The organism is Pantoea sp. Seng (genome assembly GCF_009829935.1).
Lineage (GTDB): Bacteria > Pseudomonadota > Gammaproteobacteria > Enterobacterales > Enterobacteriaceae > Pantoea > Pantoea communis.
This window is the reverse complement of sequence record NZ_SZZV01000011.1, coordinates 55988-72776: the sequence shown is the minus strand read 5'-3', so window position 1 is coordinate 72776 and position 16789 is coordinate 55988. Positions and strand designations below refer to the sequence as shown.

General features: G+C 54.0%; 14 protein-coding genes. 7 read left to right on the top strand and 7 right to left on the bottom strand.

Translation table 11 applies throughout. The features are described 5' to 3' along the window. Positions 1-10 precede the first annotated feature (10 nt). Positions 11-1573, bottom strand: coding sequence for a transcription antiterminator (locus FD737_RS13115; protein WP_097118136.1), 1563 nt, complete (start codon positions 1571-1573; stop codon positions 11-13). Positions 1574-1984: 411 nt separating this feature from the next. Between FD737_RS13115 and parC the strand changes: the two genes are divergently transcribed. The 3 genes from parC to ftsP all read left to right on the top strand — a co-directional run bounded on the left by parC (position 1985) and on the right by ftsP (position 6571). Beyond that, a complete protein-coding gene (gene parC / locus FD737_RS13110; RefSeq protein ID WP_160833683.1) occupies positions 1985-4258 on the top strand; it encodes a DNA topoisomerase IV subunit A in 2274 nt (757 codons plus the stop codon). 38 nt (positions 4259-4296) lie between these two features. After that, entirely contained in the window at positions 4297-5034 is a 738-nt protein-coding gene (locus FD737_RS13105) for a 1-acylglycerol-3-phosphate O-acyltransferase (protein WP_160833682.1), read from the top strand. 109 nt (positions 5035-5143) lie between these two features. After that, the gene (gene ftsP / locus FD737_RS13100) at positions 5144-6571 is read left to right on the top strand and encodes a cell division protein FtsP (RefSeq protein ID WP_034828418.1); all 1428 of its coding nucleotides are present in this window, start codon (positions 5144-5146) and stop codon (positions 6569-6571) included. 156 nt (positions 6572-6727) lie between these two features. Here ftsP and dkgA read toward each other — a convergent pair whose 3' ends face one another. After that, complete coding sequence (gene dkgA, locus FD737_RS13095; protein ID WP_034828419.1) at positions 6728-7555, bottom strand: 2,5-didehydrogluconate reductase DkgA; 828 nt, start codon at positions 7553-7555, stop codon at positions 6728-6730. Positions 7556-7760: 205 nt separating this feature from the next. Between dkgA and FD737_RS13090 the strand changes: the two genes are divergently transcribed. Beyond that, entirely contained in the window at positions 7761-8669 is a 909-nt protein-coding gene (locus FD737_RS13090) for an AraC family transcriptional regulator (RefSeq protein WP_058961925.1), read from the top strand. Between the two features lie 152 nt (positions 8670-8821). Here FD737_RS13090 and FD737_RS13085 read toward each other — a convergent pair whose 3' ends face one another. The 5 genes from FD737_RS13085 to FD737_RS13065 all read right to left on the bottom strand — a co-directional run bounded on the left by FD737_RS13085 (position 8822) and on the right by FD737_RS13065 (position 13746). Continuing rightward, positions 8822-9484: a DedA family protein gene (locus tag FD737_RS13085; RefSeq protein WP_038644709.1), complete on the bottom strand. Its 663-nt coding sequence runs from the start codon at positions 9482-9484 to the stop codon at positions 8822-8824. A gap of 105 nt (positions 9485-9589) precedes the next feature. Beyond that, positions 9590-10780 carry a cystathionine beta-lyase gene (gene metC / locus FD737_RS13080; protein ID WP_034828423.1) on the bottom strand — a complete coding sequence of 397 codons (1191 nt, stop codon included), beginning with the start codon at positions 10778-10780 and terminating at the stop codon, positions 9590-9592. A 133-nt stretch (positions 10781-10913) separates the two neighbouring features. After that, positions 10914-12200, bottom strand: coding sequence for a TRAP transporter large permease (locus FD737_RS13075; RefSeq protein ID WP_034828425.1), 1287 nt, complete (start codon positions 12198-12200; stop codon positions 10914-10916). A 15-nt stretch (positions 12201-12215) separates the two neighbouring features. Then, entirely contained in the window at positions 12216-12722 is a 507-nt protein-coding gene (locus FD737_RS13070) for a TRAP transporter small permease (protein WP_097118132.1), read from the bottom strand. Between the two features lie 49 nt (positions 12723-12771). Continuing rightward, positions 12772-13746 (bottom strand): TRAP transporter substrate-binding protein, encoded by a 975-nt coding sequence (locus tag FD737_RS13065; protein WP_097118131.1) that lies wholly within the window; start codon positions 13744-13746, stop codon positions 12772-12774. A 353-nt stretch (positions 13747-14099) separates the two neighbouring features. Here FD737_RS13065 and exbB point away from each other — a divergent pair, with 353 nt between their 5' ends. The 3 genes from exbB (at position 14100) to FD737_RS13050 (ending at position 16761) form a co-directional block, all read left to right on the top strand. Continuing rightward, positions 14100-14828: a tol-pal system-associated acyl-CoA thioesterase gene (gene exbB, locus FD737_RS13060; RefSeq protein WP_072017041.1), complete on the top strand. Its 729-nt coding sequence runs from the start codon at positions 14100-14102 to the stop codon at positions 14826-14828. A 5-nt stretch (positions 14829-14833) separates the two neighbouring features. Beyond that, positions 14834-15256, top strand: coding sequence for a TonB system transport protein ExbD (gene exbD, locus FD737_RS13055; RefSeq protein WP_034828432.1), 423 nt, complete (start codon positions 14834-14836; stop codon positions 15254-15256). A gap of 182 nt (positions 15257-15438) precedes the next feature. Further along, entirely contained in the window at positions 15439-16761 is a 1323-nt protein-coding gene (locus FD737_RS13050) for an MFS transporter (protein ID WP_160833681.1), read from the top strand. The last annotated feature ends 28 nt before the right edge of the window (positions 16762-16789 follow it).

The window sequence follows — 16789 nt, the reverse complement described above, 5'->3', positions numbered from 1 at the left end:
CCTCATTCAATTAATGTTCAGCCAACGCGCAGTGCGCGCCGTCCGGCAGCTGGCTGCCAATCATGGCGTCAGTGACCCGCCGGATATCGTCATCGTTAAAAAATGCACTCACATACACTGCTGGGATTGGCCCGGCGTTGAGATGGATAGTGGTGATCACTAAATCCACTGTCTGGTTCTGACAAAACGCGGCGTGATTGCTGGCAGAGACCACACCCGCAATTTCCCAGTCAGGGAACGCCCGCAGGATGCGGCTCTTAAGCAGATGCGACGTCCCCACGCCGCTGGAACACACCACCAGGATGCGTTTATGGGCAATTTGCCGCTCCAGCGCGGCCTGGAAATGCACGCAGAGATAACCGATTTCGTCGTCAGCCACTGGCGAAAGCCCATAAGTGCGAGCGGTTAATTGCATCGCCTGGTGCGTTAACGAAAATATGCCTTTCATTTCCTGCTGAATATCCTCCAGCAGCGGATTGCGAATATGAATATGATATTTGAGTCGATTTAATAGTGGCTTTATATGCACCAGTAAGCCGTCAAATAATAATCGGTCCTGCGCTAAATCTTGCTGAATAAAGGCTGCGAAACGATCAATTAATTCACAGGTTATTTTTACGGACTCTGCGGTGCAGAATTGATTATGCATCGGCGCATTATCGCCGCGCTCTTCCACCACAATGCCGGATGACACGATATATTGATAAATAAAACCCACTTCATCGGCGGGCAGGGCACAGCACATCCGCTGTTCAATCTGCGTCACCATTTGCTGGGCAATCAGTAAAATGCGCTGATCGAGATCCTGCATTGTGGCCAGAGTTGCCAGTGCCAGCGCATTCCCCTGCGCCATCCGGTGCATCATGATCAGAATATGGGTGCAGAGATTCAGATACCAGGCATCGCCCAGCGGGTAACTGAGTTGCTGCTCCATCTGTTGCAGCAGCGTCTGCACAAAAGCCACATCCTCATCGCCAAAATAATGCACCAGTGCCTGCTGGCTGCCGGGATCGAGACGCGGCAACAGCGGCGTACCGGCAACGTTTTGCTGCATCACATCATTGATCAGGGAGACCATTGCCTGACGCAGCGCCTGTTCGTTACCTTCGATATGGGTGCCACCTGGCCCACGTTGCAGCGTCAAACCCAACGGCTGTAGCCACTCTTCAATCACTTTCAGGTCATTCACAATCGAGGCGTGGCTGATAAAATAGCGTTCCGACAGCTTACTGATAGAGGTCGCACGCGGGGCGTCACTCAGCAACTGCGAGGCAATTTTTACTCGGCGGCTGTTTTGCCCCAGCGCATCGGCACTGCTTTCATCGCCGTTGAGTTGCTGCTCCAGTTGCAGGCGCTGCTGGATATCATCAACCCGCAAACGCACGCCGCGGCCTGGGGTTTTCTCCAGCGTCAGTGACCAGCTACCAAGCCAGCTTTCCAGCCACTGCAAGTCGCGCTGAATCGTCTTTTCTGACACGCCCAACTGTAGGGCTAATTCTCTGATCGGCTGAGGTGCAGCATGTTGCAACAGCAGTTTGACTAAACGGTGTTGTCGCGAAGTCAGTATTTGCATTCGGTCACCCTTTATTTTGGCAAAGCGTTTTTAAGATTATTTCCTCGTTATCTATTTCTTCATGCCAGAAATCAGGAGCGCAATATTGATGTCTTATGGAGTATAAATTTAGGAAAGGACGGTGTAAGCAACAATACTAAATGTTGTCCATGATTACGGACAGCTTTAATACACCTGAAATTGTTAATAATTAATTGCGATCCTGCTCACATATTAATGGGAATATTGATTGTGATATTGATCTCATTCCTTTTTCATTTTCCAACCGATATCACGTTATTTAATGCCATACGATTCTGCCTGCGGTCATTGGCTTCCCTGTGACTAACTCGCACGAATAAGGTACTATCCTCGCCAAATGAGCGCCGGATGCCCCGCCGTTGCGGGCCACGAAGTGAGGATGCGAGCTTAATGAGCGAATTGACGCAGGATGGTGCAGAGCGTCTTGCCCTGCACAAATTTACGGAAAACGCGTACCTGAACTACTCCATGTACGTGATCATGGACCGCGCACTGCCGTATATCGGCGATGGCCTCAAGCCGGTGCAGCGCCGAATTGTATACGCGATGTCGGAACTGGGCCTCAATGCCAGCGCCAAATTCAAAAAATCTGCCCGTACCGTCGGTGACGTATTAGGTAAATACCATCCGCATGGCGACAGCGCCTGTTATGAAGCGATGGTGTTGATGGCACAGCCGTTCTCCTATCGCTACCCGCTGGTGGATGGTCAGGGCAACTGGGGTGCGCCGGACGATCCCAAATCCTTCGCCGCGATGCGTTACACCGAGTCACGCCTCTCCAAATATGCCGAGATTTTGCTGGGTGAGTTAGGACAAGGCACGGTCGATTACATCCCGAACTTTGACGGCACCATGCAGGAGCCGAAGATGTTGCCGGCACGTCTGCCGAATATCCTGCTGAACGGCACCACCGGTATCGCCGTGGGCATGGCCACCGATATCCCACCGCACAACCTGCGTGAATTGGCGGAAGCGGCGGTGAAGCTGATCGACAAACCCAACACCACGCTGGATGAGTTGCTGGATATTGTGCAGGGCCCGGATTATCCGACCGAAGCCGAGATCATCACGCCGCGCAGCGAGATCCGTAAAATCTACCAAAGCGGGCGCGGTTCGATCCGTCAGCGCGCGGTGTGGAAGAAAGAAGATGGCGATGTGGTGATCACTGCACTGCCGCACCAGGTTTCCGGTGCGCGCGTGCTGGAGCAGATCGCTAACCAGATGCGCAATAAAAAGCTGCCGATGGTGGAAGATCTGCGTGATGAATCCAACCACGAGAACCCAACGCGTCTGGTGATTGTGCCACGCTCGAATCGTGTGGATGTGGAGCAGGTGATGAATCATCTGTTTGCCACCACCGATCTGGAAAAGAGCTATCGCGTTAACCTGAATATGATTGGGCTGGATAACCGTCCGGCGGTGAAAAACCTGCTGGAGATCCTGTCTGAATGGCTGGTGTACCGTCGCGATACCGTGACGCGCCGCCTGAACTATCGTTTAGAGCGCGTGCTGCGCCGCCTGCATATCCTCGAAGGTTTGCTGGTGGCGTTCCTCAACATTGATGAAGTGATTCACATCATCCGTACCGAGGACGAGCCTAAGCAAGTGCTGATGTCACGCTTTGAACTCAGCGATACGCAAGCCGAATCCATTCTGGAACTGAAACTGCGCCATCTCGCCAAACTGGAAGAGATGAAGATTCGTGGTGAGCAGGCGGAGCTGGAGAAAGAGCGCGATCAACTGCAGGCGATTCTGGCGTCCGAACGCAAGATGAGCAATCTGCTGAAGAAAGAATTGCTGGCAGATAGCCAGACCTACGGTGACGATCGCCGTTCACCGCTGCATGAGCGTGAAGAAGCTAAAGCGCTGAGCGAAACCGAGCTGGTGAGTGCCGAGCCGGTGACGATTGTGCTGTCGCAGATGGGCTGGGTGCGCAGCGCCAAAGGCCACGATATCGATCCAACCGGTCTCAGTTACAAAGCAGGTGACAGTTACCTCGCCGCCGCACGCGGTAAGAGTAACCAGCCAGTGGCCTTTATCGACTCCACCGGCCGTAGTTATACGCTGGATCCAACCTCGTTGCCGTCGGCGCGCGGGCAGGGCGAGCCGCTAACCGGCAAACTGACGCCACCGCCAGGTGCTGCGTTTGAACAGGTGCTAATGGAAGCGGACGACCAAAAACTGTTGATGGCCTCCGATGCGGGTTACGGCTTTATCTGTACCTTTGCCGATTTGATTTCGCGCAACCGCGCCGGTAAAGCGCTGCTAACGTTGCCAGACAATGCCAAAGTGATGACGCCAATGGCGGTGCATTCGGGCGATGATATGCTGCTGGCGATTACCCAGGCCGGACGTATGTTGATGTTCCCGGTGGGCGATCTGCCACAGATGTCGAAAGGCAAAGGTAATAAAATCATCTCTATTCCATCAGCGGATGCCGCTGCGGGCGTGGATAAGCTGCAGTGGTTGCTGATTCTGCCGCCGGGCAGTTCGATTACCCTGTATGTCGGCAAACGTAAGCTGATTATGCGCGATGAAGATCTGCAAAAAGTGCGTGCCGATCGCGGTCGTCGTGGCAGCGTGTCGCGTGGCCTGCAGCGCATTGATAGCGTGGAAGTGAACGCGCCAGCGCGCCCGAAAAGTGACGCCAGTAGCGAAGAATAAGACTGACCAGGCAATGGATTGCCCAACTTGAGGAAGCTATGTTACTAATTTTACGCACGATTATTGTTATCGTTTATTCGATTTTGGTGTGCATCTTCGGCAGTATCTGGTGTTTGTTCTCACCGCGTAATCCTCGCCATGTGGCGACGTTCGGCCATATGTTTGGTCGCCTGTCGACGGTGTTTGGCGTCAAAGTCGAGTTGCGCAAACCCGCCGACGCGGAGAGCTATGGCAATGCGATTTACATTGCCAACCATCAGAACAATTACGACATGATCACGGCGGCGAAGATCGTGCAGCCGACCACGGTCACCGTCGGCAAAAAGAGCCTGCTGTGGATCCCATTCTTTGGTCAACTCTACTGGCTGACCGGTAATTTGCTGATTGACCGTGATAACCGCGCAAAAGCGCATGGCACCATCGGTGAACTGGTCGAGCAGTTTAATAAAAAGAAGATTTCATTCTGGATGTTCCCGGAAGGTACCCGCAGCCGTGGCCGTGGTTTACTGCCGTTTAAAACCGGTGCGTTTCATGCTGCAGTGGCAGCAGGTGTGCCGATCATTCCTGTGGTGGTGTCGAATACCCACGGCAAAGTGAAACTTAATCGCTGGAACAACGGCCTGGTGATTGTTGAAATGCTGCCGCCAGTGGATACCAAACAGTTTGAAGCCACCTCGGTGCGCAAATTAGCCACCCACTGCCGCGAATTAATGTCTGCTAAGCTGGAAGAATTGAACGCCGAAGTCGCCGAACGCGAAAAAAACGGTAAACTCTAGCCATCCACGGGGTAGAAACGCTGCCCCGTGCTCATCACAGCAAAAACTCACTAACAAGAACAACATGGACACGGCGTCTTCACGCCCCGCTCAAAAGGTCTGAAGTTTTATGTCTTGCAGCAGACGTCAGTTTATTCAGCTTTCCGCCGGTGTTGCGCTGGCGACCAGTAGCATGCCTTATGCCGCCTACGCTGCGGCTCCGATGGGCGATGTGCCGCTTCCTGTTCCGCCACTGCTTGAGTCTCGCCGTGGCCAACCGCTCTTTTTGACGCTGCAACGCAGCCATTGGTCATTTAGCGGTAATAACAATAAAGTGCCGGTCTGGGGTATTAATGGCATGTACCTCGGTCCCACGGTGCGCGTCTACAGCGGCGATGACGTGAAGTTGATTTACAGCAACCGTCTCAACGAACCGGTGGCGATGACGGTAAGTGGATTGCAGGTGCCGGGTGCCTTAATGGGCGGTGCACCGCGCATGATGTCAGCCGGCGTTGACTGGGCGCCGGTATTGCCGGTACGTCAGGGCGCATCGACCTTGTGGTATCACGCCAATACGCCAAATCGTATGGCGCCACACGTCTACAACGGTCTGGCGGGCATGTGGCTGATTGAAGATGACGTCAGCAAAGCGCTGCCGCTGCCCAAACACTATGGCGTTGATGACTTCCCGCTGATTATCCAGGACAAGCGTCTCGATAACTTTGCCACGCCGGTTTATAACCCACCATCAGACGGCGGTTTCCTCGGGGATACGTTGCTGGTCAACGGCGTGCAGAATCCGTATGTCGAGGTGTCGCGTGGTTGGGTGCGTCTGCGCCTGTTGAATGCTTCGAACGCGCGTCGCTTTGATTTGAGCTTCTCGGATAATCGTCCGTTTACCGTGATTGCCAGCGATCAAGGCTTCCTGCCTGCGCCCGTTGCGGTGCAAACGCTGTCGCTGGCACCCGGTGAACGCCGTGAAGTGCTGGTGGATATGTCGCAGGGCGATGAAGTCTCGATTACGGCAGGGACTGCGGCGGGCCTGATGGATCGCCTGCGTGGTCTGTTTGAACCTTCCTCCATCCTCGCCAACACGCTGGTTCTGAGCCTGCGGCCCACCGGCTTACTGCCGCTGGTTACCGACAATCTGCCGATGCGTTTATTAGCGGATCAGATTCTGGATGGCGTGGCGGTGCGCACGCGCGAATTCCGCATTGGCGACAGTGTGCCGGGCATCAATGGCGCACTGTGGGACATGAGCCGCATCGACACCACGGTGCAGCAGGGCACCTTTGAACGCTGGATTATCCATGCCGATCGCCCGCAATCGCTGCATATTCAGGGCGTGATGTTCCTGATCAAAAGCGTCAATGGCGCACAGCCGATGGGCGAAGATCGCGGCTGGAAAGATACGGTGTGGGTGGATGGTGATGTGGAGTTGCTGGTGAGCTTCCCGCAGAGTTCGTCGGATCACTTCCCGTTTGTCTACTACAGCCAGACGCTGGAATTAGCCGACCGCGGCACGGCGGGGCAGTTGCAGGTCAATCCGGTGCCATAAGAAAAAAGGTGCGCAGTGATGCGCACCTTACAACAGATTATCAAATCGACAGGGTCACGATTCATAGCAACCCGCACATGACCGCACGGCTGTTGTGAAGCCAATGCAGGCGAGTACGCATTGGCCGTATCCGCCTGACGATTAAACGGTGCCGACTTAGCCGTTAAAGCTCTCCGGATCCGGCCCCAAACGATTTCCTTTATCCAGCTTAGTGATCTCGCTGATCTCGGGTTTTTCCAGTCTGAAGTCGAATACCTGGAAGTTTTCACGAATACGTTCAGGCGTCACCGATTTTGGAATCACCACTAATCCGCTATCCAGATGCCAGCGAATCACAATCTGCGCTGGCGTCTTACCGTATTTCTTCGCCAGTTCGCGGATGATCTCCTGATCGAATACTCCTTTACCGCCTTGCGCCAGCGGGCTCCAGGATTCGGTTTGGATTTGATGCAGTGCGTTCCAGGCATGCAGGGTGCGCTGTTGCAGCATCGGGTGCAGCTCAATCTGGTTCACCACCGGCGAGACGCCTGTTTCATCGATCAGGCGTTTGAGATGGGCTTCATGGAAGTTACAGACGCCAATGCTTTTGGTTAAGCCCTGCTGTTGCAGCTCAATCATCTTTTTCCAGGCTTCAACGTAGTGATCTTTTTCCGGGCACGGCCAGTGCATCAGATAGAGATCGACGCTCTCCAGTTGCAGCTTCTTCAGGCTGGTCTCAATCGCCTGCTGACCGTTCTGCTGGTCGTCATTCCACAGTTTGGTGGTAATGAAAATGTCTTCGCGTGCGACATCGGTGTCCTGCAGTGCCTGACCGACGGCTTCCTCATTTTTGTAGATGGCGGCGGTATCAATCGAGCGATAGCCTACTTTTAGGGCCTCGACAATCGCCGCCCGGGCATCCTCGATACTCGCTTGCCAGACACCGAGTCCGAGTTGCGGCATCATATTGCCGTCGTGCAGTTTGATAATGGGTTGCTCTGCCATAGTTGCTCCTTATCTGTCGCAGTGACTTACCGTAAAAGCGCTGTGGTTAAGTCTAGTCAACAAACTCAACCGCAGGATCATTGTGGCAATCACCTCGCCCTTTTACCCTGGTCATTTCTGCCAGAATCTTGCCTGATTCTGCTGAAGGGTGGAGCTTTGAGCAGCATTGCGGCACACTGATTTTTTTGCTGCCTGAGAGTGATCCATGCCGAACGATGCCCTTTGCCGCCAGCTGGCGCAGCGCGTAACCGCGCTAATGAATGATGCGCGTAAGCCGCTGTGCGCTGTGGAAAACGTCAAGCTCATCTACGCCTGCGAAACGCTTCCGCGCACGCCGATGATGTATCAACCCGGCATTGTGATTCTTTTTCAGGGACGTAAAACCGGTTATCTCGGCAGCACGGTGTTTCATTACGACGCCACGAAGTATTTGATGCTGACCGTACCGCTGCCGGTGGAGTGCGAAACCGAAGCCACTCCGGAAGAGCCGTTGGCCGGCATGTGCCTGAGCGTGGATATCGCCAGCTTGCAGGATCTGTTGATGGATATTGGCGACGACGAACAATTTCAGCCGCAGTTGCAAACTTCTGGTATCCATTCGGCGTTTATGAGTGAAGAGATGCTGTGCGCTGCCGAGCGTTTGCTGGATGCGATGAGCCATCCGCGTGATGCGCGCGTGCTGGGCCCACAGCTGGTGCGGGAAATTATCTACTATGTGCTCACCGGCCCAATTGGCGGTGCGCTGCTGTCGCTGGTGAATCGTCAGACCCAGTTCAGCCAGATTGCGCGCGCCTTGCGACGCATCGAAAGCCATTTCGCCGAAAGCCTCAGCGTCGATATGCTGGCAGCCGAAGTGAACATGAGCGTTTCGGCGTTTCATCACAACTTTAAAGCCGTCACCCAAACCTCGCCGCTGCAATACCTTAAGCGCTATCGTCTGCATCAGGCACGATTAATGATGTTGCAGGATGGGATGAAAGCCAGTGCGGCAGCGGTGCGCGTGGGCTATGAAAGCCCTTCGCAGTTTTCGCGGGAGTTTAAACGCTATTTCGGCGTGACGCCGGGAGAGGAAGCCAGCCGCGTGCGCCAAACGTTACCGTTTGACGCCGCCTGAAAAAATGCAGATAAATGTGCATTTAACGAAATGGCCCTGAGCGAATGGTTGCTGTCAGACGCCATCTGAATGGCCAAATGTGCATAAATGCGCGCGCGACGAAACTGCACTGAACCATTGAAGGGTTACCATTTATGGCAACCCGTATCGGATTAGCTCGTTTTCTGGCGGCGTTTTTTCCAGATCACCACGATGCTGCCGGTCAGACCGACAAACAGCAACACCATCGGCAGCACCATCAGCACCGCCATCACCTGATCTTCGTGACGCTTGATAAACGGCACCTGACTGATGCCATAGCCCATGGCGACCACAATCCCGACCCACAGCGCGCCGCTCAGCCAGTTAAACAGCTGGAAGCGCCCATTCTGTAAACCGGAAATGCCCGCCATGGTCGGCAGCAAGGTACGAACAAACGCCAGGAAACGCCCGACCAGCAGCGCCATCAAACCGTGGCGGTTAAACAGATTCCAGGCGCGCTGATGATATTGCGCCGGCAAATGCATCAACCAGCTTTTGACCATCCGCGTATTGCCCAGCCATCGTCCCTGTAAATAACTCAACCAGCAACCCAGGCTGGCGGCAGTGGTCAGAATCACCATGGTGGGCACGAAATCCATCACGCCTTTGGCAATCATGGCGCCTGCGAGCAGCAACAGGCTGTCACCCGGCAGAAAAGAGGCAGGCAACAAACCGTTTTCCAGAAACAGCGTTAAAAACATCACGCCGTAGACAATCCACACGACATCCGGATTGGCCAGCGCGGCAAAATCCTGATGCCAGAGCGCGTGGACAATCTCATGTAAAACACCCATCTGCTATCCCATCGAGTCACAAGGATTCTATTTTAACCATCTGTGGCATCGCAGACGTTGATCTCACCGATGCGGCACGAAATGGTTTAGGTTTTGTTTAGATATCTACTGTTTTAAGCGCGCAAAGCCCGCTTTCAGGTCGTTCAGCAGGTCATCAACGTGCTCAAGACCAATATGCAAACGCACCAGCGTACCGTCGAAATCGACGCCGCCTGCCGGGCGAATCTCCGCCAGCTCTTCCGGTTGGTTGGCCAGAATCAGGGATTCATAGCCACCCCAGGAATAAGCCATGCTGAAATGGTGGAAGTGATCGAGGTAATTCGCCAGCTGCTCACGGCTCAATTTTTCATGCAGGATGAAGGAAAACAGTCCGCTGCTGCCGTTGAAATCGCGCTGCCAGAATTCATGACCTTTACTCTGCGCCAGCGCCGGATGGTTAACGCGCGCCACTTCCGGTTGAGCGGCCAGCCATTCGGCAACCTGCAAACCGCTCTCTTCATGCTGGCGCAAACGCGTACCGAGCGTGCGCAAGCCGCGACTGGCCATGTATGCCGTATCGGCATCCACCATCTGGCCCATCAGGTACGAATTTTCACGCAGCTGAGGCCAGCAACGTTCATTGGCGACGGCAGTACCAATCATCGCATCGCTGTGACCAATAATGTATTTGGTGCCAGCCTGAATCGAAATATCGATGCCATGCTCCAGCGCGTTAAACAACACGCCCGCCGCCCAGGTATTATCAATCATGATGATCGCGTCGGGCGCTTTCGCACGTACGGCGGCGACGATGGCGGGAATGTCCTGAACTTCCATGGTGATGGAGGCGGGAGATTCGAGGAATACCACGCGCGTGTTCGGCTGAATCAGTTCACTGATTTCGCTGCCAATGCAGTGATCAAAGAACGTGGTGGTGACATTCAGCTTACTGAGAATTTTGGTGCAGAAATCTTGCGTCGGTTCATACACGGCGCCGCTCACCAGAATGTGATCGCCCGCTTCGACAAAAGAGATAATCGCATTGGATACTGCCGCTGCACCGCACGGATATAGCGCGCAACCCGCGCCGCCTTCCAGTTCGGTCATGGCGTCTTGCAGCGAGAAGTGGGTGAGGGTGCCACGGCGACCATAAAAAAGCTCGCCCGATGCACGACCTGCCGTCGCCCGTTTTTTGTCAGCAACCGTGTCAAAAACCAGTGAAGATGCGCGCTGAATGACGCTGTTAACTGAGCCCTGAGTGTAACGTTTGCTTCGTCCCGCGCTAACCAGCGTGGTATCAATTTTATTCGTTGCCATCACTGCCTTTCCTGACACTTACCACAAAACATCCACGTTACCACGAAACACCGCAGTGGGTTGACCCTGATTGCGGATTATCGGAGTCAGTCGATGAATTGGCCGGGCAAAAGCGCGTCCCTGCGATTTCGCGTTACATCACACCCATGACATGCGGCAGCCACAGCGATAGCGCGGGCACGTAAGTGATCAGCATCAGGATGAAAAACAGCGTGACGTAGAAGGGCAGCATGGCCGTCACCACTTGCTCAATTTTCTGTTTACTGACGGCGCTGGCAACGAACAACACGGTACCGACCGGCGGGGTGATCAGACCGATACCCAGGTTGGTCATCATAATCATGCCAAAATGCACAGGATCGATGCCCAGACTGGTGGCAACGGGCAGCAAGACTGGGGTTAAAATCAGAATAATAGGGGCCATGTCCATCAAGGTGCCGATCACCAGCAGTAACACGTTGATGCACATCAGAATCACGTATTTATTATCAGAGATGCTGGTGAAGGCATCGGTGATCATGGTCGGCAGTTGCATAAAGGTCATCACTGCGCCAAAGCCCGCCGCAAAGGCAATCAATACCATCACAATGGTGACGGTTTTGATGGTACGAAACACCAGAATATGCAGCTGATTCCATTTGAAATCGCGATAAATAAACATCGTGACAAAAAACGCCCAAAGGCAGGCGATCGCAGCGGATTCCGAAGCGGTAAAAATGCCGGAAAGAATACCGCCCAAAATAATGACGATGGTAAACAGTCCCCAGAACGCATCGAAGAAGATTTTCACCGCCTGACGCAACGGAATGGCTTCGCCTTTGGGATAACCGCGCTTGCGTGCGAACGCCAGGCACATCACCATCAAACAGAATCCCAGCATCAGCCCGGGGATAATACCCGCAACAAACAACGAGGATATGGTAACGACGCCACCGGTGGCCAGCGAGTAGATCACGGAGTTATGGCTGGGCGGCGTTAATACCGCCTGCACTGAACCGCTGGCGGTCACGGCGGCGGCGAAATCTCGCGGATAACCTTTTTGCTCCATTTGCGGGATCATCACCGACCCGATCGAGGCGGTATCGGCCACTGACGATCCTGAAATGGCGCCAAAAAATGTCGATGCCACGATATTCACCAACGACAAGCCCCCGCGGATAAAACCGACGAAGATATAGGCAAAGTTCACCAGGCGGCGGGCAATCCCTCCCTCGGCCATGATCGCCCCGGCCAAAATGAAGAACGGAATGGTGAGGAGTGAAAATTTGTTGACCCCGTTGGTGATCTGAATCACCACGGCTTCCAGTGGCAAATCAATCCACCAGGCGCCAATAAAAGCGGCAAACCCCACGGCAAACGCCACCGGAAAGCCGACCAACAGCAGCAACACCAAACTACCAACCAGAATGAAAGCATCCATTTTAGTGCTCCGAATTTAGTGTGTGCCGCCCAGCGTCACCAGCGGACGCTGACTTTGATCGCCATTCAGTATTCGCTCGATCACAAACAGCAGCGTAAACAGCGCGCCGATTGGAATGGGCAGATACATTTCGCCATACGTCACAGCAGGCATTGCCGCCAGCGGTTGAATCCACATGGCCTCGCACAAGCTGTAGCTGGCCTGCAGCAGGATGAGACAGACCACGATCAGCAGCAGGTTGCACAGCCGTTGTGCCCATTTTTGCCCAGCCTCAGAGAGGCGATCGGTCACCATCGACACACAAATGTGTGTGCCTGCCCGCAATCCGACGGGCGCACCAATAAAGGTAAAGATGATCATGCAGACGATAGCGACCGGCTCCGGCCATGAGAGGGCACCATTTAGCACATAGCGCGCGAAAATACCGATGGGTATCACCGTGACCATGATCAACAGGGCTACCGCCGCGATGCCCATGCACAACAGATAGAGCCCATCCATCAAACGGGAATATGCATTCATGCTTCGTTACCTGAGCAAGGCGCCACGCGGTCGCGCGGCGCTGAGAGGGTTATTTCACATCCGCAATCTGTTTCATCAGATCCTGATAATTGCCGCCAAACTGGTCGCGCACCGGTTGCGTGGCTTTCATAAAGTAATCGCGGTTGGTGTCCTGGAATGTCACGCCGCCGGCTTTCATTTTCTCCACTGACTGGGCGGTGTAAGTGGCCCACAGCTGGCGCTCTTCATCCTGCGCTTCCTTGCCGAGTTTCTTCAGCAGCGCCTGATCTTCTGCGGAAAGCCGTCCCCACGAGGCTTTAGAGAACAGGATCATCTCCGGCTGAATAAAGTGGCCGCTCAGGGTGTAGTACTTCGCCACGGGAAGATAGTTGTGGGCGACAAACGTCGGTGGATTGTTCTCTGTGCCATCGACCACGCCGGTTTGCATGGCGCTAAACACTTCGCTGACGCCCATTGCCACAGGATTGGCACCCATCGCTTTCAGCGTGGCCAGTGAAATGGCACTGTTCTGCACGCGAATTTTCATCCCCTGTAAATCTTCGGGTTTGGTGATGGGTTTTTTGGTGATCATGTTGCGTGTGCCCGCGTCGGTCCAGCCGAGGAACACCATGCGCGTGCGGGGATCGTTATCGAATTTTTCGACAATCTGTTTGCCGACATCGCCATCCAGCACCTTGTGCATGTGGTCTTCATCGCGGAACACATAGGGCAGGGTTAGCACACTGGTTTCAGGGGCGATAGTGGTGACAGGAGCCAGCGAGACGCGAATCATGTCAATCGCGCCGAGCTGAACCTGCTGCAGCGTTTGATCCTCATCGCCCAGCACGCCGCCAGCGTAAACCTTCAACTCTAATCGTCCTTGCGTCGCTTCTTTTAACTTATCGCCCATATGCTGCAGCGCGACCACAGTGGGATAACCGGCGGGCTGTACTTCCGCGACTTTTAACACTTTGGCGTGAGCACCACTCGCCAGCAGCATAACCAGAGAAGAGATTGCAATCGTGAGTCGTTTTTTAGATGTCATTATTATTGCTCCAGCTTAGTGATCATTAGCGGTGTCAGGCACACCACAATCGGGAAGGGCTGGCTCAGAATAGTGAAATTGCGCTGGCGAAAAAGTGGTCAAATGTTGATTGGATGAAATACATCACATTTTGAAACGATGTTTTAATAAATTTTCAATTTAGGTCACATTTGTAAAACATCAGCCAGCGCATCCATTAAAACCACATAGATTGTTAGAAATTGAAGCATTAATCGTTTGTAAATAGTAATGAGAACTACTATCACTTCGGTCAATTTTTTTGCTATGATCCGCGCTTCAATCGTGAACTGTGCAACAGAAGTTGGAGACGCAGCGTGGTAGCCAGTGATTTGATGCAAACGGACCTCTCCGTTTGGGGCATGTATCAGCATGCCGATATCGTGGTAAAAGTGGTGATGATTGGCCTGTTACTGGCCTCGGTTGTCACCTGGGCGATTTTCTTCGGCAAGTTTGCTGAGCTGAGCGGGGCGAAACGTCGCCTGAAACGCGAACAGCAGGCGCTGGGCGAAGCGCGTTCGCTTAATGATGCTTACCGCGCCGCTGAAAGCTTCAAAAGTAACAGCCATAGTGCGGTGTTGCTGAACGATGCGCAGAATGAGCTGGAACTCTCTGCAGGTACCGAAGACCTTGATGGCATTAAGGAACGTACCAGCTTCCGCCTTGATCGTCGCGTTGCGGCATTCAGCCGTCATGCCGGTCGCGGTAACGGCTTCCTCGCTACCATCGGTTCTGTTGCACCCTTCATCGGTCTGTTTGGTACCGTTTGGGGCATCATGAACAGCTTTATCGGTATCGCTAAAACCCAGACCACCAACCTCGCTGTTGTGGCGCCGGGCATCGCAGAAGCGTTGCTGGCGACCGCGATTGGTCTGGTTGCTGCTATTCCTGCTGTTGTTATCTACAACGTCTTCGCGCGCATGATTGCCAGCTACAAAGCCTCATTGGGTGATGTTGCGGCGCAGGTGATGCTGCTGCAGAGCCGCGATCTGGATCTCGGCAATGTGGACACCGCGAAAGAAGCGACCCGTCCGACGGCGGCACAGAAACTGCGCGTAGGATAAGTATTATGGCGATGCGTTTAAACGATGACTCGGTAGGCGATGGCGAAATGCATGAAATCAACGTGACGCCGTTTATCGACGTTATGCTGGTTCTGCTGATCATCTTTATGGTCGCCGCGCCATTAGCCACGGTGGATGTGCGTGTTAACCTGCCTGCCTCCACCAGCGCACCGCAACCGCGTCCGGAAAAACCGGTTTATCTATCTATTAAGGAAGATAAGCAGATCTATATCGGCAACGATGCGGTCACCAAAGAGACGCTGGTGAATGCGCTGACGGCGCAGACCGAAGGCAAGAAAGACACCACCATCTTCTTCCAGGCGGATAAGTCAGTGGATTATGAAACCCTGATGAGCGTGATGGATCAATTGCGTGAAGCGGGTTATCTGAAGATTGGTTTGATGGGCATGGAGACGGTGAAGAAATAAATCACCCCCTCTTATCGCTCATAAGGGCCGCTATCGATAGCGGCCCTTTTTATTTGCTCCTGCCGTTAATGTTAATTTCTTGTTACTTTTGGTCTCACTTTTGTAAACTGCAATGGTGAAGCCGATCACATCTATTCCTGGCGCAACCCGCTACAACGGTAGAAAAACCCAGGAAGGACAACATGAGCGTGAGTCAATCTTTACAAAAGCCATCGCAAGGCGGGGCCAAAACCATCTTTAGCGTTACCAGCGGTAACTTTCTTGAGATGTACGATTTTATGGTGTTTGGCTATTACGCTACGGCGATCGCCAAAACCTTTTTCCCCGGAGATGATCCCTTTGCTTCATTGATGCTCACGCTGATGACCTTTGGTGCGGGCTTCCTGATGCGTCCACTTGGCGCGATTATTCTGGGTGCCTACATCGACCATCACGGACGCCGTAAAGGACTGTTGCTGACATTGGGCTTGATGGCGTTGGGCACACTCACCATCGCCCTGGTGCCGGGCTATGCCACGCTGGGTGCCGCCGCACCGATTCTGATTCTGCTGGGTCGTTTGCTGCAGGGCTTCTCTGCGGGTGTGGAATTGGGCGGTGTGTCAGTTTATCTGTCTGAAGTAGCACCAAAAGGACGCAAAGGTTTTTATGTTAGCTGGCAGTCTGGAAGCCAGCAGGTTGCGGTGATCTTCGCGGCGCTGCTCGGCCTCGGCCTGAACCATCTGCTGGCGAAGGATGCGGTCACCGAGTGGGGCTGGCGTATTCCGTTCGTTGTCGGTTGTATGATTGTGCCGTTCCTGTTCTGGATCCGCCGCATGCTGGAAGAAACCGAAGCGTTCAGCAAGCGCAAGCAGCATCCTTCCATGGGACAGATTATGCGCTCGGTCGGTGAGAACTGGGCATTGGTACTGGCGGGGATGCTGATGGTGGTGACCACCACGGTGATGTTCTACATGATCACCGCCTTCACCCCGACTTTTGGCAAAACCGTGTTGATGATGAGCGACGAGCAGAGCTTTATGGTGACGCTGTTTGTCGGCATCTCTAACCTGATCTGGCTGCCGGTGATGGGTTCGCTGTCAGACCGCATAGGACGCCGCCCGCTGCTGATCACTTTTACTATCCTGATGATTCTTACCACCTGGCCAGTGCTGCACTGGCTGGTGGGATCGCCCACCTTTGCGCATCTGGTGGAAGCGGAATTGTGGTTATCGTTCCTGTATGCCAGCTATAACGGTGCGATGGTGGTCTATCTGGCGGAAATTATGCCGGCTGAAGTGCGCGCCACCGGTTTCTCTCTGGCGTACAGTCTGGCGACCGCGCTGTTTGGTGGCTTCACGCCAGCGGTTTCAAGCTACCTGATCCATGCCACGGGCGATAAAGCGATGCCCGGCGTGTGGTTGTCATTCGCGGCAGTGTGCGGATTGATCGGCACGCTGCTGATTGGTCGCATGGTGAAGCAGTATCAGGCGCGCCATGGCGGCACGCCGGTGGGAGCTTCGCTGTAAAGCCCTGGCTGACAACGGGCCTCATGTC